The organism is Arthrobacter sp. zg-Y179, assembly GCF_020907345.1.
Lineage (GTDB): Bacteria > Actinomycetota > Actinomycetes > Actinomycetales > Micrococcaceae > Arthrobacter_B > Arthrobacter_B jinronghuae.
On sequence record NZ_JAJJOB010000013.1, the window covers coordinates 1 to 18,790 of the forward strand.

The window sequence follows — 18,790 nt, forward strand, 5'->3', positions numbered from 1 at the left end:
CCGGCCGCCCCCCTCAACCCCCCCTGTCAACACGCCCCCCCCCCCCCCCCCCCGGGCCCCCCCCCCCCCCCCCGCTTCTGTGCTGTGGACGGCTATGGTGGTGATCCGTACCGGCATCGGGTGCGGAAGCCGACGTCGGACCGGAGCCATTTCATGGAGCAGAGCCACAACCCGTCCTCTCCCCTGCCGGAGGAGCCGCCCGCGCACGGGGCAGGTTCGGACGGACCGCGGAACACCACGGTCCGGAGCCACGGCGCGGAACTGGCGGTCTATGAGTACGGGACTCCGGATGCCGCAGTACCCAGTATCTTGCTGGTGCACGGGTACCCGGATGACCACCATGTGTTCGACGGCGTAGTGGAACGCCTGGCTGCCGATCGCCACGTCATCACGTACGACACCCGCAACGCCGGCGCCTCCCGTGTGACAGGGAACGCTGCGGACCGCGGGTCCCTGGCGCCCTACCGGCTGGAACTGCTGGTGGAGGACCTCTACGCGGTCCTCGATGCCGCCGGAACAGGAAGCGTGCATCTGGTGGGCCACGACTGGGGCTCCATCCAGGGGTGGGCGGCGATACAGGACCCGCGGGCGCAAGGCAGGATCCTCAGTTACACCAGCGTCTCGGGGCCGGATCTGGGACACTTCCGGCGCTGGTTCCGGACCCGGCTGCGCTCACCCCGCCTGTGGCCGCAGGCCCTTTTCCAGTCGTTGCGGAGCTGGTACGTTGCCGCCTTCCACGTGCCGGTCCTGCCCGACGCGGCTTGGAAGTACCTGTTGACTCCGCGCTACGAGAAGTACGCCGGCCGGAAAATCGGCGACAGCGGAGTTCGGGGCCTGCTGCTTTACCGGGCCAATATGTTCCGCTCGGGCGGCGCGGTACCCGACGGCGGCTATGCCGGCCCGGTGCAGGTGATCGTTCCGCTGAAGGACCCGTTCCTTTCGCCGAAGCTGGTCTCCGGCTTGGAAAGCCGTTTCCCCCGGGTGGAAATCCGCAAGGTGGCTGCCGGGCACTGGTGGCCGGAACACAGCAGCGGGGACTTCGCGGCGATGCTGGACCGGTGGATGGCGGAACATCCCGACGGCGCCGGATAGCCGCCCCTTAACCACCGCAGGCCGCCGGAGGATTCCGACGGCCTGCGGGGCGGTGAGTGGGACTAGTCCGGATTAGCGGCTGCGTTTGCCGCCGCTACCGCTCCCGCCTTCACCCTCCATGTCAATCTGCTCTTTGCTGACCTCTTCGGTGACGGTGGCCTCTTCTGTCACCGTTTCGGTGTCCAGCCGGACACGCTCGACCGGGACTGCTTCCTTTTCCACCACGGGCTCTTCGGCGTGGAGGGTCACCTCGTGTTCCTCCTCGCTGATGGCGGGTCCGTCCATGGCGGAGCCACGGTTGGCGTCCGTGATGGGCTCACGCTCAATCCGGGCTTCCTCGTGGCTGACCGGAACTGTCTTGGTGACGTTCTCAGTAGTGACGTACTTACGCAGGCGGGCCCTGCCGGACTCCCGGCTCTGCTTGCCAACGTGGAGCTGCTCTTCGGAGCGGGTCATGGCGTCGTCCGTAGTGGGACCGGAAGTGTCATGCCCCACCTGGCCGTGGTCCGAACCCCGGCTGCTTTCCGTCCGGCCGGAGGTTCCGCTGCCGCTTCCGCTCGACCTTCCGCTTCCGCTCCCACTGCCGCTTGAGGTTCCGCTTCCGCTTCCACTGCCGCTTGAGGTTCCGCTTCCGCTCGACAGTCCGCTTCCGCTCGAGGTTCCGACCCCGGACCCTGCAGAGCTCCGCTGGCCCGACGTACCGGACGTACCGGACGTGCCGGACGTACCGGACGTGCCAATGGAGTAGTAGCTGTACAGCTCGTCCTGCTCCTGGTCGCTGAGATGTCCGTCCTTGTCCACCCGCGGCGCGTCCTTCACCATTTCCTTGGAGTACGGCACCCGCACAACAGATCCCTCAACCGTGGCTTCCGCCAGGGGGACAAAGCTCTCCTTGGAACCGAAAAGCCCGGTCTTGGTGGTTACCCAGGCCGGCTGGCCCGACTCGTCGTCCAGGTAAATATCCCCTGCCGAGCCGATCTTTTCCCCGTTCGGTCCTTCCACGGTTCCGTGGTTCATAATCGTGTCGATCTGTTCACTGGTGATCACGTTGTTCTCCTGTTTCCGCGCCTCGTGGGCGCATGGTGCTGCCTTAGTTACCGCATCCCCCGCTTCCCCCACGACTTTTCCGCCGGTTTTCTCTGGCGCCGGCGTTCGCCTGGCCGGTCAGTCCCCCAGCCCGGCCTTGTCCACCCGGCGGTGGAAGCGCATGCCGCCGAGCCCGCCGAGGATAGCCCCGATCAGGGCCACTGCTGCGGCCACGACGGCGGCGATGATCGTTGACGCCGTTGCGTTGTCACCGAACATCGGGATCTGGGGGAATCCGTTGAGTTCAACCAGGATGTTGAACTGGTCCCCCGCGATCGCGGCCAGGATGGCTGCCACGATAGCGATGACCACTGCCCAGACCCACACAGCAATGCCCTGCTTCATTCCGTTGAAACGGGCCATTCGTCCCGCAACGTACCCGCCGCAGTAATAGGCCACGAAGAGGATCACCAGCAGAATGATGGTTCCGGTGATCGTGATGGCTGTGGAATCCGGGCTGTCGTCGTTCAACAACACTGCCGCGCCGAGCGCGGTGGCCAGGGCACTCAGCAGCACCGTGGTTCCGATGGCGGTCAGCCAGCCAAAAAACGCCGAGCCGATCTTCACTCCACCGAAGGACGCTTTCTCACGCTCGACCACTCGCCGGCGGCTGGTGTTGTCCACCCCGTCGCCCCGCGTGCCGTCCGGAGTTGGGCCCGTACCGTCTCGGTGCTCTCCGGACCCCTGGCCTGCAGCCTTTCGTCCGCGGTCCCCTGCCGCACCTGCACTTGTGCTCATGAACCTGTCCTTTGCCGTAAGAGCGGCCGGGGATTTCCCTTTTTGGCCACTGGTACAGCCAACGCTAGGCTGAACGGAGAGAAATAAACAGGGTACTTAGTATCCGTGGCCCTTGACAGCCGATCTCCACCCGTCGGCCGTGACCCCTCAAATGCGCCTTCGGGAATTGATCCGGCCCCTCCCGGGTTGTAGCCACCAATACACCGTCAAGATTCATCTAGGAGAAATCATGACAACCCAGCTCGAACCGACTTCCCCGGCCCTCACCGACTGGATCCCCGCCAAGCAGTTCATCGGCGGCGAATGGCGCGACGGCCGTTCGGAGAAGACCCTCACGGACACCAACCCCTTTGATGGTTCGCAGCTGATGACCATGCAGCAGGCCTCCCGCGAAGACCTCAATGACGCGTATGCCGCTGCAGAGGAAGCCCAGAAGGATTGGGCAGCCCGGACCCCGAATGAGCGTCGAGCCGTCATCGCGCGCGCCGCAGAAATCTTCGAGGAACGCCGCGACGAGATCATTGCCTGGCTCAACGCCGAATCCGGCAGCACCATGCTGAAGGCCAACATTGAAGTTGCCTCCGCCGCCTCGATCACCCGCGAGGCAGCCACCTTCCCGCACCGTGTGTCCGGCAAGATCATGGATTCGGATACCCCGAACAAGGAACTGCGCGTCTACCGCGCCCCGCTGGGCGTCGTCGGCGTCATCAGCCCCTGGAACTTCCCGCTTCACCTGTCCCAGCGCTCGGTCGCTCCGGCACTGGCCCTCGGTAACGCCGTCGTCCTCAAGCCTGCCAGCGACACCCCCGTCACCGGCGCCCTCATCATCGCCAAGATCTTTGAAGAGGCAGGACTGCCCGCAGGCGTGCTGAACGCCGTCGTCGGCGCCGGCTCGGAAATCGGTGATGCCTTCGTGGAGCACCCGACCCCGCGGATGATCTCCTTCACCGGCTCGACGCCGGTAGGCAAGAACATCGGCGCCCTGGCCGCGACGGGCGCCACGCTGAAGTACACGGCACTGGAGCTCGGCGGCAACAGCCCGTTCGTGGTTCTCGCCGATGCCGACGTTGACCAGGCAGTCCGCGCCGCAGCCATGGGCAAGTTCCTGCACCAGGGACAGATCTGCATGGCCGTGAACCGGATCATCGTCGAAGACGCCGTTTACGACGAATTCGTCGAGAAGTTCACGGCGCACGTGAAGACGCTGAACGCCGGCGATCCGACCGACCCGAAGAACGTCGTGGGCCCGATCATCAACGCCAAGCAGCTCGAGGGCCTGTTGACCAAGATCGAGACCGCGAAGTCCGAGGGCGCCCGCCTCATGATCGAAGGCGAAATCAACGGCCAGGTACTTTCCCCGACCGTCTTCGCCGACGTCACCAAGGACATGGAGCTGGCCCGCGAGGAGATCTTCGGCCCGATCGCCGGGATCATGCGCGCCAAGGACGCCGAGGATGCGCTGGCTCTGGCCAACGACACCGATCTCGGCCTCTCCAGCGCCGTCTTCACGTCCAACCTGGAAGAGGGCGTCAAGTTTGCCCGCCGCATCAAGGCAGGCATGACGCACGTCAATGACTTCCCGGTGCAGGACGAGGCGCACATCGCCTTCGGCGGCGAGAAGAACTCCGGTCTCGGCCGGTTCAACGGCGAGTGGGCCATCGATGAATTCACCACGGACCACACCATCAGCGTCCAGCACGCTCCGCGGGAATACCCGTTCTAATCCGGTAACGGATACCGGCAGGTAAACGACGACGGCGGCCCGCACCAAATGGTGCGGGCCCCCCTCCTCTTAAGGCTTGGCGAACCGTCACCCCCCCACGCCCCCGGGCGTCTGGCGCACTGTTAGTCTCCCTCCCACAGGCCCGGAAACTCCGCGCCGAACTACTGGGGGAATTGATTGGATTGACCGCTTCTTTTTTCCGCCGAGGCCGCATGTGCGCCTTGGTTCTCGCGTCCGCTGTTTTACTGACTGCCTGCGGCGCGGAGACGTCCTACGAGCCGGCGGCCTCGAAGAGCGCGACGGCCACGCCGTCTGCTTCGGCAACACCATCGGCGGCGGCACCTTCCGCGACACCGTCAGCGACGCCGGTGTCCACGGAAACGCCCGTTCCTGAACCGGCAGCACCGGTCACCGTCACCACCCCCAACGGGCTGCACAGCTTCACCCTTCCGGCCGGATGGTCGGCCGTTCCGACGGAACCGCTGCCCATGCTTGCCCATAGCGTCGGTCTGTCACCGGCGGCCTTCAATATTCTGGACTCAAGCGGGAACCCGGTAGCCAAGTTTGAGAGTGGAGCCGACCTCCACGGGTCCGTAGTACCCAGCCCGGGGCACGTCGTGTACGACGCGCAGGAATTGCCGGGTTACACGAACAAGATTGGCATGCCTGTCTATTTCCAGTTTGAATCCCGTCCGGGCTTCGGAGAAACAGCATCGGGATCTATAGCAGCTACCGGCCGCAAGTACGCTGTCCAGCTTGATGACGACGGCATGCCGGACGCCACCGGCATGGATACCGGAACGGCCCACGGGACGGTTTCCATGTCTGACGGCGACATCAGGTTCGAAGCCCTCATTGATCCCGGAGCCTTCGCGGACGACGCCGCAGCCCAGGCATGGATACAGACGGACATCTACCAGCAACTGAAAGCTATGATGCTTTCGCTGACCTACAACGGCTAGGGACAGAACGACGGCGGCTGCGCACCCTCCAAGGTGCGCAGCTGCCGTCGTCGTTAACGGTTATTCGCCGAACCGGGCCACCAAGCGCCCCAGCACCTGGTTGTTCTTGAGCCGCTCGACTAGGTCTGTGCCGGCTCCGTCTCGGCGGAGGGTATCCGGGAGCCGGGAACCGCCGGGGACGCGGCAGCGGACAGCACCGCAGCGGCAATCGCGTCGGCGTCCTGCAGCGTCCGCGAGCCTTCCGCTGCCGGAGCGCCGGCCTCGGCGGCAATCGCCGTTCCCCACTGGACCGAGGACAGCTGCAGGCCCAGCACAAACAGGTTCTCCACCGGTTCGCCGCTGACACCCACCGCCCGGTAAGGCGGCAAGGTAACGTCCAGCCCGGGAGTCAGCACGGGGGTACCGTCTGCGGACATCATGACTTTCGGCCGGGCCAGGCCGTCGCGGATCAGTCCTGCCAGCAGCGGTGAGACGCTGCGGTCCACCCGGTTGGGTGGCATCATGGCCTCCATCAGGGTGGAGGCGGCATACTCGGTGCCCACCCACGGTGAGGAGGCGGTGAACACGCCGCGGGCCTCGTCCACGTCGAAACGGGGATCGGGGCCGACAAAGTGCACCAGGCCGGCGCGGACCAGTGCGGCGAGCTGTTCGATCCTCTCCGGCGGCGGACCGCTGGCCAGGCCTTCGACGAGCGGTTCGAACCAGCCCCGCAGTTCGCTGAGCCAGGATGCTTCGGCCAGGCCGCCGTCGGCCACCACCGCTTTCAGGAGGCTGCGTCCGGCGTTCAGGGCTCCGATTGCCATCTTCAACGGGTCGTCTTCCCCGGCGGCAGATCCTGCTGCGTCATCCTCCAGATAGGCCAGGACGGCGTTGTCCGCATCCTCGGCCCCGTTGAACGGCCGACGTCCCAGCGGCTGGGCCAGGGCTTCAAGATTGGTGCGGCGATTGGACGGAACGTAGGTATCCAGCACCGCTTCCTTCGCGGCGTCCCACTCCGGTCCCGGAAGGTTCAGTGCCGCTTCCAGCTGGTCAGAGAATTCCGCTGAGGTGCCGTTCAGCTCGGCGGGGGCCACCCGGGCGAGCGTGCTGTAATACGCCCAGACCGCATCACGGTGCAGCAAGGGCCAGAGATCATGGTCGAAACCGGGCAACAGGCCGTCCGCCCGGAGGGCGAGCGCCCGGTCGCGGGTCAGCCAGCGGAGGTGGACTCCGCGGGGAACGTAGGAGTCCAGTTTCGCCTTGGCCCGGTAGGGCGTGCCGCGGCGCGACGCGGCGATCAGCTGCGGTTCCCGGCCCGAGGGTTCGTAGCGCAGGGCGCGGCCGGCAGGCTGCCCGGTGGGCACGTACCGCCCGCCGCGGCCAACGGTGGCCGCAGCCATCACGTCAAAGAAATTCAGGCCCAGACCACGCACCAGCACCGGTTCCCCGGCGGGCAGGCGGGAGAAGTCGACGTCGGCCGGCACTGCCGGCGGAAGGTAGGTCAGGCCGTGGCGTTGGGCGGCGTCCTGCAGCCGCGCCTGTTCCGGGGAAAGCAGTGCGGGCAGGTGCCCCAGGGCCAGCACCACGGCGTCCGTCGCCAGAACCTGCTGGCCTTCCAGCTCGACGATCAGCCGGCCGGCCGCTTCGCGGGAGATGCCCAGCGCTTCGGTGCGGCGGTGTACGAGCTCCACGCCGTCGTCGGCCGCCGTTTTCCGCAGCTGATCGTAAGTCCACTCCAGATACCGCCCGTACAACGGACGGCTGGGGAAATCCGCGGGACCAAGCGCGGCCAGCTCTTGTCGGTCGCCGGCGGAGAGGCTGTCCGCCGCACTGGTACCGGCGCCCATGAGCTCGCGCCACTGGTTGAAGGAGAGTCCTGCAGGCGAGGGCAGCAGGTCACGGACCGTATCCCCCGCCGGGACCACGGTGGGAAACAGCGCCGGGGTGTTCATCAGGAACAGCCGCGACTGATTGGTCCGCCAGACGTGCCCCGGACCCGGGCGAAACGGGTCAATCAGTTCAATGCGCAGGGGCCGGCGCTGCGCAGAAGCACGCCGATTGGTCAGCAGCCGGTCCACTACGGAGAGGCCGCGGGGTCCTGCGCCAATGACAGCTACCCGGAAACTCTGCGTGTGATCCATCCATCTAGAATATCCGGAGCCGGAGCGGCCAGGGTTCGGGCAGGCGGGAACAGTCCGCCGGGCACCCCCGGAAAGCGGCGGTGGCTAGGATGGGCGAATGACATCCCCCAACCTCGACGCCGCCGATTCAGCCCCTACCGACGAGTTCCTCTGGCTGGAGGACATCTACGGAGAGAAGCAGCTGGACTGGGTCCGCTCGGAGAACGCCGTGACCGAAAACCTGCTCTCGCGCACCGGATTCGAGCAGACGGAGGAACGCCTGCTCGAGGTCCTGGATTCCACGGACCGCATCCCCATGGTCGCCAAGCGCGGGGAGCACTATTACAACTTCTGGCGCGACGCGGAGCATCCCAAGGGCCTGTGGCGCCGCACCACGTGGGAGAGCTACACGTCCGCGGACACCGCGTGGGAGGTGCTGCTGGACCTGGACGCGCTCAGCGCCGCCGAAGGGACCGCATGGGTCTGGGGCGGGTCCATGTTCCTGCGCCCCGCCGACGGCGTCTCCTACCGCCGTGCACTGGTGGCCCTCTCCCCCGACGGCGGCGACGCGGCCCGCTACCGGGAGTTCGACGTCGTCGACCGCGCCTTCGTGTCCGGCGGGTTCGACATTCCCGCGGCCAAGAGCCGGATCAGCTGGGCCGGTGAGGACAGCCTGTATGTGGGGACGGACTTCGGCCCGGGTTCCATGACCACCTCCTCCTACCCGCGCACCAGCCGCATCCTGCGCCGCGGGCAGGACCTGTTGGACGCCGAACCCTTCTTCGAAGTTCCTGAAGACCACATGATGGCCGTGGTGCAGCGGGACCAGACGCCCGGCTTCGAACGGGACCTGGCCGTGGACATCATCGATTTCTACAACACCCGCACCTTCCTGCGGGAAGGCAGCGACTGGGTACAGCTCGATGTCCCGCTGGACGTGAACGTGGACGTGCACCGCCAGTGGCTGCTGCTGCGTCCGCGTACCGACTGGGAGCTCGACGGCGTCACCCACCCCGCCGGTTCCCTGCTGGCCGCGTCGCTGGAAGATTTCACCGCCGGAAACCGGAGCGTCCACCGCCTCTTCACCCCGGATGCGTCCACGTCGCTGCAGTCCTGGAGCTGGACCCGGGACCGGCTGCTGCTGAACCTGCTGCGCGATGTCAGCTCCGAAATCCTGGTCCTCACCCCCGAAGACGGCTGGCGGGCGGACATCCTGGACGCCTGCCCGCCGCTGCACTCGGTGGACGCGTACGCCGTGGATGACGAGGATGAGGACGCCGGCAACGACTACTGGTTGATCAGCACCGGGTTCCTCACGCCCTCCACGCTGTCCCGCGGCACCCTCGCCGGTCCCGGCTCCCGGGACGGCCGCCGGGCCGAGGCGGTCAAGACCTCACCCACCATGTTCGACGCTGCGGGGCTGACGGTCGAACAGCACTTCGCCGTGTCCGCGGACGGCACGAAGGTTCCCTACTTCCAGGTGGGCCCGCAGGACTTGGTGCTCGACGGCGGCAACCCCACCCTGCTCAACGGGTACGGCGGATTCGAAGCCTCCCTGACCCCTGCGTACAGCGGGGTCGTGGGCCGCGGCTGGCTGGAGCGGCGCACCACGGATGCCGACGGCGTCGAACGGCACGGCGTCTACGTGCTGGCCAACATCCGCGGCGGCGGGGAATACGGACCCGAATGGCACCGTGCCGCTCTGCAGGAAAACCGGCACCGGGCCTATGAGGACTTCGCCGCCGTGGCGGAGGATCTGGTGGCCCGCGGCGTCACGTCCCGGGAGCATCTGGGCTGCACCGGGCGCAGCAACGGCGGACTGCTGGTGGGCAACATGCTCACCACCTATCCGCATCTGTTCGGTGCTGTTTCCTGCGGGGTGCCGCTGCTGGACATGCGCCGCTACACGAAGCTCTCCGCCGGTTATTCCTGGATTGCCGAATACGGTGATCCGGACGATCCCGCCCAGTGGGAGTTCGTTCAGACGTTCTCCCCCTACCACCTGATCAAGGAAGATGTTTCCTATCCGCCCACGCTGATCTGGACGGCCACCAGCGATGACCGGGTGGGGCCGGTGCAGGCCCGCAAGATGGCTGCCCGGATGAAGGCCATGGGTGCGGACAAGGTCTGGTTCCACGAGGCGCTGGAGGGCGGGCACGCCGGTGCGGCGGACAACCGGCAGTCGGCCCGGATGCACGCCATGTCCTACGAATTCCTCTGGGAAGCGCTCACCGGAAGACTCGGCTGAGGCGTTTTGCCCTAATCGGCAAGTTGCCGGTAGTCTTGTCAGGCTGGCAGCGGAAGTTGCCGGCGTTGCAAGTTGGAGACGTGCCAGAGCGGCCGAATGGGCTTCACTGCTAATGAAGTGTGGGCCTAAAGCCCACCGGGGGTTCAAATCCCCCCGTCTCCGCGCTGAAACCCCCGGGAAACCGGGGGTTTTTTTGCGTCTACCCTAGATTCACCACCGAATCGCTTCAGAAGGGTCTGCGCGTCCATGGAACATGAGAGCATCCGGCTTCACGGATTGCGCGTCACGCTGCGGGATTTCCGGGCCGACGACGTCGACGCCGTGCACGCGTTCGCCTCCAATCCGGTGGTCACGCAGTGGTCAACGTGGGGGCCGAACACCTTGGCCGATACGCAGTCCTTCATCACGGATGCCGCCGCCGAACCTGCCTCCTCAGCGAGGACCCGGTTCACGCTGGCCGTGCTGTTCCAGGGCCGTCTGGTGGGGACGGCGGCTGTGTGGACCACCAGCGCGTCCGACCGCAACGGGGAACTGGGTTACACCCTTGCCCGCGACGTCTGGGGACTGGGCCTCGCCACCGAAGCCGCAGCACTCCTGCTCGGCCATGCCTTTGGTCCGATGGGGCTGATGCGTGTGGAGGCCACCTGCCATCCCGAGAACGCGGGTTCGGTCCGGGTGCTGGAAAAGAACGGCTTCGCCTTCGAAGGCCGGCTCCGGGAGCACCGGCTGGTTGGCGGGAAGCGGCGGGATTCCCTGTTGTTCGCCGCCCTGCTTTCAGACCGGGAGCTTTCAGACCCCGACCTCTCCTACCGGGAGCTTTCAGAGCCCGCGGCGGATAAGCTGACAGCCGGTTCACCAGCTTCCCTACCGTGAAGGAAACATCCATGGAAATGCGACTGCTCGGCAACAGTGGAACCTCGGTCAGCAACTACGCGCTGGGCACCATGACCTTCGGCAACGAATCCGACGAGCGCGCCTCGCACGCCATCCTCGACGATTACGTGCGTGCCGGCGGAAACTTCGTGGACACCGCGGATGTTTACACAACCGGTGCGTCCGAAGAAATCATCGGCCGCTGGCTGCACACCCATCCCACGGAAGCGGCCGACGTCGTCCTGGCCACCAAGGGGCGCTTCCCGATGGGCGCCGGGGCCAACGATCTGGGCACTTCCCGCCGGCACCTGCGCCGCGCGCTGGACGACTCCCTGATGCGGCTGGGCGTGGACCACATAGACCTGTACCAGCTGCATGCCTGGGATCCCTGCACTCCGCTCGAGGAGAGCCTGGGCTTCCTCAACGACGCGATTACCGCGGGAAAGATCAGCTATTACGGGCTTTCCAACTTCACCGGCTGGCAGCTGACCAAGGCCGTCTACGTGGCCCGGGAACACGGCTGGGCACTGCCGGTCACACTCCAGCCGCAGTACAACCTGCTTGAGCGGGAGATCGAATCCGAGATTGTTCCCGCAGCGCTCGACGCCGGACTAGGGTTGCTGCCCTGGTCGCCGCTCGCCGGGGGCTGGCTCACCGGCAAGTATGACCGCGAGACGGTTCCCGCCGGAAACACACGCGTGGGCGACAACCCGACTCGGAAGTTCCAAGGGTGGGACCTGCGCAGCCACAACGAGCGGACCTGGCGGATCCTCGACGAACTGCGGACCGTGGCTGCTGCACACTCCGCCACTCCGGCACAGGTGGCGCTGGCCTGGCTGGCGGACCGTCCCGGAGTGACCTCGGTAATCCTCGGTGCGCGCACCACGGACCAGCTTGCGGACAACCTGGGAGCGGCGTTCCTGGTGCTAACCGATGAGGAAAAGCAGCGCTTGACGGAGTTGAGCGTCCCGCAGGTCGGCAACTACCCGTACGGCCCGGACGGCCGGAACCAGCGGGAGCGCCTGCTTGAGGGCGGCCGGGCCGGGCGGTAACACCTGCTGGGCCCACTGCCCCGGCGGGATCCGGGGCGAAGTAAAGGCCGGGCCGCGCCGGCCCGGCCTTTGGTCTCCTTTAAGGTGCCCCTACGGCTTCAGGAAGTCCTCGGGCCGCAGCTGCTGGGCCCACTTGCTGATTTCTTCTTCCCGGACCGCTTCTGATTCTGCGCCTGCTGCGGGCTTGGCCGCGTCCGGCTTGGCGTCGTCGCGGTTGGCGTCCGGCTTGGCGGCGGACCCGGGATCCGGAATGGGCCGTACATACGGCTGCGGGTGCGCCGCCATGTTCGTGATGGCAGCCCCCGATGCCCGGATGCCGGCGCCGGTGAACATCGCGTAGAGCTTCAGCGCCTTTACCGGCTGGCCCTGTCCGAGGGCGGCATATATCTGCCGGTGCTGATCTGCGCTCAGCAGCGCAGCAGCATCCCTGGCGGCCTGCGGCGACGTGCCGGTTGCCGCGGGCGCGGGACGGGGACGTGCAGGCCGTGCCGGCCGCGCACCGGCCGAACCATCGGCACCGCTGGAAGCGCCTGCCGCCGGCTTGGGGTTGGCGGCGCGGCGCTTCTCAAACCTGCCCCAGAGCGCACTCAAAACAGCGATGGATAGGACGAAGAGAATGATAACCGCAAGCTCCATACCTTGATCCTAGCTTTGCTTTCTTCGGGCCTTAAAACGACAGGTATATTGACGTCCAGCACAATGACGCCCAAATCAACGGAGATGCCATGACGTCCAGCGCCACTTCACTGCCTTCCCTGAAATCCCTGAGTGTCGAAATTCATGACGGCGTGGCCGAAGTGCAGTTGATTGGACCCTCCAAAGGCAACGCCATGGGCCCGGATTTCTGGGCCGAGCTGCCCGCCGTGTTTGACGCGCTCAGCACCGACGACGCCGTCCGGTCCGTCCTGCTCTACGGCTCCGGCGGGAATTTCAGCTACGGCCTGGACCTGCCCGCCATGGCTCCCGTGTTCGCCCCGCTGCTCGCCGCCGGCGGCATGGATGCCAAGCTGCGCGAGGGCTTCCGCCGGCAGATCAAGGACCTCCAGGACGCCGTCACTTCACTGGCCCGCTGCACGAAGCCGGTCATTGCAGCGGTAGATGGTTGGTGCATCGGCGGAGCCATTGACGTTATTGCCGCAGCGGACATCCGCATTTCCTCCCGCACCGCGCGCTTCAGCGTCCGTGAGGTTCGGGTAGCCATCGTGGCGGACCTCGGCTCGCTGCAGCGGTTGCCCGCCATCATCGGTGAAGGCGCCACCCGTCAGCTGGCCCTGACCGGAGAGGATTTCGACGCCGACCGCGCCGCGTCCCTCGGCCTGGTCACGGAATTGGCGGACGACGTCGTCGCGCGCGGACGAGAGCTGGCCGTCCGGATAGCCGCGAATCCCCCGTTGGTGGTGCAGGGCGTCAAGCAGGTTCTGAACCGGCGGACGCAGGGGCAGGTCCAGGACGGGCTGGACTATGTGCAGGTCTGGAACTCCGCGTTCCTGGCCAGCCACGATTTCGGCGAGGCTACCGCTGCCTTCGCTGAACGCCGTCCACCGGTTTACCGCGGCCAGTAGGGACTCCGCAAGGTTGGGGTCTGCTGCCCGGCCGCACCGCGACCGAGAGGGCGGCAACGGCCACCAGCCCCAGCATCACCGGCGCCCCGGGCAGGTCAGGAAACACCGCGAGCGCCACCGCGGCAGCCAGCGCCATGAATCCCATCGCCGCGGTCCTCAGGTCCCGGGTCCGGACCGCAAGCAGCAGCACGGCGGTCCCGAAAACCGGACTGAAGACCAGATCCGGGGTGAAGGGAACGCTGAACATTGCAAGTCCTGCGAGCGCTGCCAGGGCTCCCCGCTGCTGCCGGATCCCCCGCCGGGCCTCGTGCCGCGCAGTGAGCGCCCAGGCGACTGCAAGCAGCGCCGCGGCCAGGATCCCTGAGCCGAAACCGACAAGCAGGGAGCCGAACCAGTTCTGCGGAAGGAAAAGCAGGTTGCCGGCGCCGGCGAGGTGCCAGACCGCGCCCAGCACTGCTCCGGCACCTGTCGCAGCCGACAACCAGCCAGCAGCGATGCGGTCCGCTGCACGTGTTTCTTGTCCGTCCCGCCCCATGGCGATTCCCCATTTCCCAGCAGTAGTCACCGCTTCAGGATCGAGTCTGCAGCATTTACCGTTTTACTGCCCGAGAACGGTAATTTCTGCAGACTCGATTCCGGGGATGAGGTCCACCCGATTGCTTCACCGCCGCCCAGAGTTCCACGGCGTGCACGCTTACCGAATGGCGTCCCTTCTCTTAGCATCTTCCTCGCAGCGGGAACGGCCGTTCCCGCCCGATCCGTGAGGGGAACTCCTGATGGGCTACATCGAAGTTGGCACCGAGAACAGCACTGCCATTCACCTCTACTACGAAGACCAGGGAGCCGGCCAGCCGGTAGTCCTGATCCACGGCTATCCCCTGGACGGCCACAGCTGGGAGCGCCAGACCCGCGAGCTGCTCGCTTCCGGTTACCGTGTCATCACCTACGACCGGCGCGGCTTCGGGCAGTCCAGCAAGGTCGGTTCCGGCTACGACTACAACACCTTCGCGGCGGACCTGAACACAGTGCTGGAGACACTTGATCTGCGGGACGTCATCCTGGTCGGTTTCTCCATGGGCACCGGGGAACTCGCCCGCTACGTCGGCCGGCACGGCCACGAGCGCATAGCCAAGCTCGCGTTCCTCGCCTCACTCGAGCCCTACCTGGTGGCACGGGACGACAACCCCGACGGCGTGCCGCAGGAGGTGTTCGACGGCATCGAAGCCGCCGCCCGGGAAGACCGCTACGCCTGGTACACCAACTTCTACTCCAATTTCTACAACCTGGAGGAGAACCTGGGCAGCCGCGTCAGCCAGGAGGCCGTCACCGCCAGCTGGAACGTGGCCATCTCCAGCGCGCCGGTCGCGGCCTACGCCGTGGTGCCCACCTGGATTGAAGACTTCAGGGCCGACGTCGATGCGGTCCGCGAAAGCGGCAAGCCCGTGATGATCCTGCACGGCACGGCGGACAACGTCCTGCCGATCGACGCCACCGCCCGCCGCTTCCGGAAGTTGGTCCCCGCAGCGGACTACGTGGAGGTCGACGGCGCACCCCACGGCCTGTTGTGGACGCACACCGCCGAGGTCAACAAGGCGCTGCTGGAATTCGCCGCCAAATAACAGGTGGGAAAACAGTGGCGGGACGGGCCGAGACCTGTCCCGCTGCTGTTGTACCGCAGGGCGGCGTCAGGCCTTCAGCGCCAGCACAAACGGCAGCACCGCCTGGGCACCGGCTTCCCTCAGCACGCGTCCGGCTTCGGTGAGGGTCCAGCGACTGTCGGCGAAATCGTCCACCAGCAGCACCGGGCCCGGGTTCGCGGCGAACCAGGCAGCCCCTTCCGGGGGAACCGCGAACTGGTCCCAGACGGAGGCCAGCCGGAAGGCGCTGTTGCCGCCGGGGCCGCCCGTGGGCCCGCCGTGCGGCAGTTGGAGCGTCCCCAGATACGGAATCCGGCCAAGCTCGGAGAGCCCGCTCGCGAGCGAGTCCACCAGCTGCGGCCGGGACCGGGACGGAATGGACACAATGGCCACCGGGCGTTCGGCCCAGCCCCACTGCGCCAGCACCTGCACGCAGCCACGAAGCAGCGCCGGGTCCACGGGCATGTCCTGGGCGCCCGGAGCAAAGATTTCACGCAGCCGTCCGCCCCAGCCCAGGTCGGTCAGCCGAGCCAGGGCCCGCCCGTCGGAAACGGTCCGTTCCGGCTTGATCTTGCCCTTGACCGGCACACCCAGCCGGTCCATGCCCGAGGGATACATTCCACGCGGATCCACCTCCACGCCAACCTTGTCCAGCGCCTGCGCCGCGTTGTCGGTGGCCTCAGCCGCGACGTCGTCGCCGAACCAGCGGCCGGCACAGTTGTCGCAGCGCCCGCAGGGTGCGGCTGCCGGATCGTCGAGCTGCTGGGACAGGAACTGCATGCGGCAGCCGGTGGTGCTCTCGTAATCGAGCATCGCCTGCTGTTCCTTCACCCGGGCAGCGGCAATCCGTTCATAGCGTTCCCGGTCGTAATGCCACGGCTGCCCGGTGCCCCGCCAGCCGCCGGACACCTTTTCGACGGCGCCGTCCACGGACAGGACCTTCAACAGCAGTTCCAGCGGCGAGCGCTTCAGGTTGACCCGGGTCTCCAGGACACCGACGGACAGGACTTCGCCGGAAGCCAGCTCGGAGAGCACCGCGGTGGCCGGTCCTTCCTCCGGCATGGAGGACGTGGCGAAGTACTGCCAGATGTCACGGTCCTCCGCGCCCGGCAGCAGCAGCACATCTGCGTTCGGGGTGCCGCGGCCGGCACGCCCCACCTGCTGGTAGTAGGCCACCGGTGAAGACGGCGCACCCAGGTGGATCACGAAGCCCAGATCAGGTTTGTCGAAGCCCATCCCCAGCGCGCTGGTGGCCACCAGCGCCTTGACCCGGTTCTCCTTCAGGGCGGCTTCGGCCTCTTCCCGGTCCGCGGGGTCGGTGCGCCCGGTGTACGCGAGGACCGGATGTCCGGCCTTCTGCAGCAGCCGGGCGGTGTCTTCGGCGCCGGAGACGGTCAGGGCGTAGATGATGCCGCTGCCGGGCAGGTCGTCCAGGTGCGTCAGCAGCCAGGCCAGCCGAGCCTTGGGGTTGGGCAGCCGCAGGACGCCGAGCCGCAGGGACTTGCGGGCCAGCGGGCCTCGGATGGTGAAGACGTCCTCGCCGCCGGCGGCGAGCTGTTCCTCAATGTCCTTCACCACGCGGCTGTTGGCCGTGGCAGTGGTGGCCAGCACCGGAACCGTCGACGGCAGCCGCTCGATCAGGTGGCGGATGCGGCGGTAGTCCGGACGGAAGTCGTGGCCCCAGTCGGAGATGCAGTGCGCTTCGTCGATCACCAGCAGCCCGGAACGCCGGATCAGCTCGGGCAGGTGCTGTTCGCGGAACCCGGGATTGTTCAACCGTTCCGGGGAAACCAGCAGCACATCCACCTCGTCGGCCTCGAGCTTCGCGGAAATGTCCTGCCACTCCAGCTGGTTGGCGGAGTTGATGGCTACGGCCCGGACCCCGGCCCGCGCGGCGGCGGCCACCTGGTCCCGCATCAGCGCCAGCAGCGGGGAAACAATCAGCGTGGGACCTGCGCCCCGTGCCCGCAGCAGCAGGCTGGCGACGAAGTACACCGCTGACTTGCCCCAGCCGGTGCGCTGGACCACCAGGGCGCGCCGTCCGCCGGCCACCAGGGCCTCAATGGCTTCGAACTGGTCCTGGTGGAACTCCGCGGAGTCATTGCCCACCAGGGCCCGCAGCAGCTCCACCGCCTCGCCGTGCAGCGGACGGGTTGTTTCAGGAGTCATAGAAACAGTCCCAGAAACAGTGCCTTGCGTATCAGTGCTTTCCATACCATCCACTATCCCAGCCCCCTGGAACTGTCCCTGCATCGGATTGGAACTGTGGACAAAAGACCGCCCCGGCGGGCGCCCCTATAGACTGGCCAACGTGAACAATGCATTCGACCTCTCCGCGTCCTTCAAGGCCTACGACGTCCGCGGCGTCGTGGGCGAGACCATCACCCCGCAGATCGTCGAGGCCGTAGGGGCCGCGTTTGTAGACGTCCAGGGCCTGTCCGGACAGACGGTACTGGTTGGCGGTGACATGCGTCCGTCCTCTCCCGAGTTCATCCGCGACTTCGCGCGCGGCGCCACCTCCCGCGGCGCCGATGTGCTCCTGCTGGACCTGATTTCCACCGATGAGCTCTACTACGCCTGCGGAGTGCTGAATGCCGCCGGCGTGACCTTCACCGCCAGCCACAACCCGGCGCAGTACAACGGGATCAAGATGGCCAAGGCCGGCGCCGTGCCCATCTCCTCCGAGACCGGTCTCAAGGAGATCCAGGCCCTCGCCGAGCAGTACCTGAATGACGGCGTCATTCCGGCGGCGGCCGCCAAGGGTTCCATCTCCGTCCGGGACGTCCTGGCCGACTACTCCAAGTACCTGCGCAACCTGGTGGACCTGTCCGGAATCCGGCCGCTGAAGGTAGTGGTGGATGCGGGCAACGGCATGGCGGGCATGACCACCCCCGCAGTGCTCGGCGACAGCATCCTGCCCGGGCTGCCCCTGGACATTGTTCCCCTCTACTTTGAATTGGACGGGTCCTTCCCGAACCACCCGGCCAACCCGCTGGAGCCGGAGAACCTGCGGGACCTGCAGGCCGCCGTCGTCGAACACGGTGCCGACATCGGCCTGGCGTTCGACGGCGACGCCGACCGCTGCTTCGTCATCGACGAAAAGGGCGAGCCGGTCAGCCCGTCCGCCGTCACTGCCCTGGTCGCACGCCGCGAGATTGCCCGCGCCAAGGCTGCCGGCGAAGAGACGCCCGTGATCATCCACAACCTGATCACCTCCCGCGCCGTGCCCGAACTGGTGGCGCACGACGGCGGCCGTGCCGTCCGCACGCGGGTGGGCCACTCCTTCATCAAGGCAGTGATGGCCAGCGAAGGTGCCGTCTTCGGCGGCGAGCACTCCGCGCACTACTACTTCCGCGACTTCTACAACGCCGACACCGGCATGCTCGCCGCGATGCACGTACTCGCTGCCCTGGGCGAGCAGACCCGCAGCCTCTCGGATCTGGCCCGCGAATACGAGCCGTACTTCTCCTCCGGCGAGGTGAACTCCCGGGTCGAGGACGTGCCGGCCGCCGTAGCCCGCGTCCGCGCCGAGTTCGAGCGCGACGGTGTCACGGTCGATACCCTCGACGGCCTGACGTTTACCTCCGACGACGGCGCGTGGTGGTTCAACCTCCGCGCGTCCAACACCGAACCCTTCCTGCGGCTGAACGCTGAAGCAGAGGATCTGCCCACCATGGAGCGGGTCCGCGACCACGTATTGAAACTAGTAAGGAAATAA

General features: G+C 66.8%; 16 protein-coding genes and 1 tRNA gene. 10 read left to right on the forward strand and 7 right to left on the reverse strand.

Annotated features, from left to right (window positions below; translation table 11 throughout):
* Window positions 1–153: 153 nt before the first annotated feature.
* Window positions 154–1,092: an alpha/beta fold hydrolase gene (locus LOC56_RS14270; protein WP_229952946.1), complete on the forward strand. Its 939-nt coding sequence runs from the start codon at window positions 154–156 to the stop codon at window positions 1,090–1,092.
* Window positions 1,093–1,164: 72 nt separating this feature from the next.
* Here LOC56_RS14270 and LOC56_RS14275 read toward each other — a convergent pair whose 3' ends face one another.
* Together LOC56_RS14275 and LOC56_RS14280 are read right to left on the reverse strand one after the other, a co-directional pair.
* Entirely contained in the window at window positions 1,165–2,139 is a 975-nt protein-coding gene (locus tag LOC56_RS14275) for a DUF2382 domain-containing protein (protein ID WP_229952947.1), read from the reverse strand.
* A gap of 117 nt (window positions 2,140–2,256) precedes the next feature.
* Window positions 2,257–2,916 carry a hypothetical protein gene (locus LOC56_RS14280; protein WP_229952948.1) on the reverse strand — a complete coding sequence of 220 codons (660 nt, stop codon included), beginning with the start codon at window positions 2,914–2,916 and terminating at the stop codon, window positions 2,257–2,259.
* A 229-nt stretch (window positions 2,917–3,145) separates the two neighbouring features.
* Here LOC56_RS14280 and LOC56_RS14285 point away from each other — a divergent pair, with 229 nt between their 5' ends.
* Window positions 3,146–4,639, forward strand: coding sequence for an aldehyde dehydrogenase family protein (locus LOC56_RS14285; RefSeq protein WP_229952949.1), 1,494 nt, complete (start codon window positions 3,146–3,148; stop codon window positions 4,637–4,639).
* Between the two features lie 271 nt (window positions 4,640–4,910).
* Here the strand turns inward: LOC56_RS14285 and LOC56_RS14290 are convergent, their stop codons facing one another.
* Entirely contained in the window at window positions 4,911–5,129 is a 219-nt protein-coding gene (locus tag LOC56_RS14290) for a hypothetical protein (RefSeq protein ID WP_229952950.1), read from the reverse strand.
* On the opposite strand from LOC56_RS14290, the gene LOC56_RS14295 reads away from it, so the two are divergent.
* Window positions 5,128–5,601 carry a hypothetical protein gene (locus tag LOC56_RS14295; RefSeq protein WP_229952951.1) on the forward strand — a complete coding sequence of 158 codons (474 nt, stop codon included), beginning with the start codon at window positions 5,128–5,130 and terminating at the stop codon, window positions 5,599–5,601. The two genes, LOC56_RS14290 and LOC56_RS14295, sit on opposite strands and share 2 nt — an antisense overlap.
* Window positions 5,602–5,720: 119 nt before the next feature.
* Here the strand turns inward: LOC56_RS14295 and LOC56_RS14300 are convergent, their stop codons facing one another.
* Window positions 5,721–7,721: an FAD/NAD(P)-binding protein gene (locus LOC56_RS14300; protein ID WP_229952952.1), complete on the reverse strand. Its 2,001-nt coding sequence runs from the start codon at window positions 7,719–7,721 to the stop codon at window positions 5,721–5,723.
* 97 nt (window positions 7,722–7,818) lie between these two features.
* Here LOC56_RS14300 and LOC56_RS14305 point away from each other — a divergent pair, with 97 nt between their 5' ends.
* From LOC56_RS14305 to LOC56_RS14320, 4 genes are all read left to right on the forward strand, one after another.
* On the forward strand, window positions 7,819–9,948 hold the full coding sequence (locus LOC56_RS14305; protein WP_229952953.1) for a prolyl oligopeptidase family serine peptidase: 2,130 nt from the start codon (window positions 7,819–7,821) through the stop codon (window positions 9,946–9,948).
* Window positions 9,949–10,022: 74 nt separating this feature from the next.
* Window positions 10,023–10,110, forward strand: a tRNA-Ser gene (locus LOC56_RS14310).
* Window positions 10,111–10,194: 84 nt separating this feature from the next.
* Window positions 10,195–10,821: a GNAT family N-acetyltransferase gene (locus LOC56_RS14315; protein WP_229952954.1), complete on the forward strand. Its 627-nt coding sequence runs from the start codon at window positions 10,195–10,197 to the stop codon at window positions 10,819–10,821.
* An 11-nt stretch (window positions 10,822–10,832) separates the two neighbouring features.
* A complete protein-coding gene (locus LOC56_RS14320) occupies window positions 10,833–11,873 on the forward strand; it encodes an aldo/keto reductase (RefSeq protein WP_229952955.1) in 1,041 nt (346 codons plus the stop codon).
* A gap of 90 nt (window positions 11,874–11,963) precedes the next feature.
* Here LOC56_RS14320 and LOC56_RS14325 read toward each other — a convergent pair whose 3' ends face one another.
* A complete protein-coding gene (locus tag LOC56_RS14325; RefSeq protein ID WP_229952956.1) occupies window positions 11,964–12,509 on the reverse strand; it encodes a hypothetical protein in 546 nt (181 codons plus the stop codon).
* Between the two features lie 89 nt (window positions 12,510–12,598).
* Here LOC56_RS14325 and LOC56_RS14330 point away from each other — a divergent pair, with 89 nt between their 5' ends.
* Window positions 12,599–13,435: a crotonase/enoyl-CoA hydratase family protein gene (locus LOC56_RS14330; protein WP_229952957.1), complete on the forward strand. Its 837-nt coding sequence runs from the start codon at window positions 12,599–12,601 to the stop codon at window positions 13,433–13,435.
* On the opposite strand, the gene LOC56_RS14335 is transcribed toward LOC56_RS14330, so the two are convergent.
* Entirely contained in the window at window positions 13,386–14,000 is a 615-nt protein-coding gene (locus LOC56_RS14335) for a hypothetical protein (RefSeq protein WP_229952958.1), read from the reverse strand. The two genes, LOC56_RS14330 and LOC56_RS14335, sit on opposite strands and share 50 nt — an antisense overlap.
* Before the next feature lie 211 nt (window positions 14,001–14,211).
* On the opposite strand from LOC56_RS14335, the gene LOC56_RS14340 reads away from it, so the two are divergent.
* Window positions 14,212–15,054 carry an alpha/beta fold hydrolase gene (locus LOC56_RS14340; RefSeq protein WP_229952959.1) on the forward strand — a complete coding sequence of 281 codons (843 nt, stop codon included), beginning with the start codon at window positions 14,212–14,214 and terminating at the stop codon, window positions 15,052–15,054.
* A 66-nt stretch (window positions 15,055–15,120) separates the two neighbouring features.
* On the opposite strand, the gene LOC56_RS14345 is transcribed toward LOC56_RS14340, so the two are convergent.
* Window positions 15,121–17,241, reverse strand: a complete 2,121-nt coding sequence (locus tag LOC56_RS14345; RefSeq protein WP_229952960.1) for a RecQ family ATP-dependent DNA helicase — start codon at window positions 17,239–17,241, stop codon at window positions 15,121–15,123.
* 142 nt (window positions 17,242–17,383) lie between these two features.
* On the opposite strand from LOC56_RS14345, the gene LOC56_RS14350 reads away from it, so the two are divergent.
* Window positions 17,384–18,790, forward strand: a complete 1,407-nt coding sequence (locus LOC56_RS14350; protein WP_229952961.1) for a phosphomannomutase/phosphoglucomutase — start codon at window positions 17,384–17,386, stop codon at window positions 18,788–18,790.

Bases quoted from the DNA above. Each gene is read 5' to 3' on its own strand.
- LOC56_RS14270 (WP_229952946.1), top strand. From the start codon at position 154: ATGGAGCAGAGCCACAACCCGTCCTCTCCCCTGCCGGAGGAGCCGCCC.
- LOC56_RS14280 (WP_229952948.1), bottom strand. From the start codon at position 2,916: ATGAGCACAAGTGCAGGTGCGGCAGGGGACCGCGGACGAAAGGCTGCA.
- LOC56_RS14285 (WP_229952949.1), top strand. From the start codon at position 3,146: ATGACAACCCAGCTCGAACCGACTTCCCCGGCCCTCACCGACTGGATC.
- LOC56_RS14295 (WP_229952951.1), top strand. From the start codon at position 5,128: ATGCTTGCCCATAGCGTCGGTCTGTCACCGGCGGCCTTCAATATTCTG.
- LOC56_RS14290 (WP_229952950.1), bottom strand. From the start codon at position 5,129: ATGGGCAGCGGTTCCGTCGGAACGGCCGACCATCCGGCCGGAAGGGTG.
- LOC56_RS14300 (WP_229952952.1), bottom strand. From the start codon at position 7,721: ATGGATCACACGCAGAGTTTCCGGGTAGCTGTCATTGGCGCAGGACCC.
- LOC56_RS14305 (WP_229952953.1), top strand. From the start codon at position 7,819: ATGACATCCCCCAACCTCGACGCCGCCGATTCAGCCCCTACCGACGAG.
- LOC56_RS14315 (WP_229952954.1), top strand. From the start codon at position 10,195: ATGGAACATGAGAGCATCCGGCTTCACGGATTGCGCGTCACGCTGCGG.
- LOC56_RS14320 (WP_229952955.1), top strand. From the start codon at position 10,833: ATGGAAATGCGACTGCTCGGCAACAGTGGAACCTCGGTCAGCAACTAC.
- LOC56_RS14325 (WP_229952956.1), bottom strand. From the start codon at position 12,509: ATGGAGCTTGCGGTTATCATTCTCTTCGTCCTATCCATCGCTGTTTTG.
- LOC56_RS14330 (WP_229952957.1), top strand. From the start codon at position 12,599: ATGACGTCCAGCGCCACTTCACTGCCTTCCCTGAAATCCCTGAGTGTC.
- LOC56_RS14340 (WP_229952959.1), top strand. From the start codon at position 14,212: ATGGGCTACATCGAAGTTGGCACCGAGAACAGCACTGCCATTCACCTC.
- LOC56_RS14345 (WP_229952960.1), bottom strand. From the start codon at position 17,241: ATGACTCCTGAAACAACCCGTCCGCTGCACGGCGAGGCGGTGGAGCTG.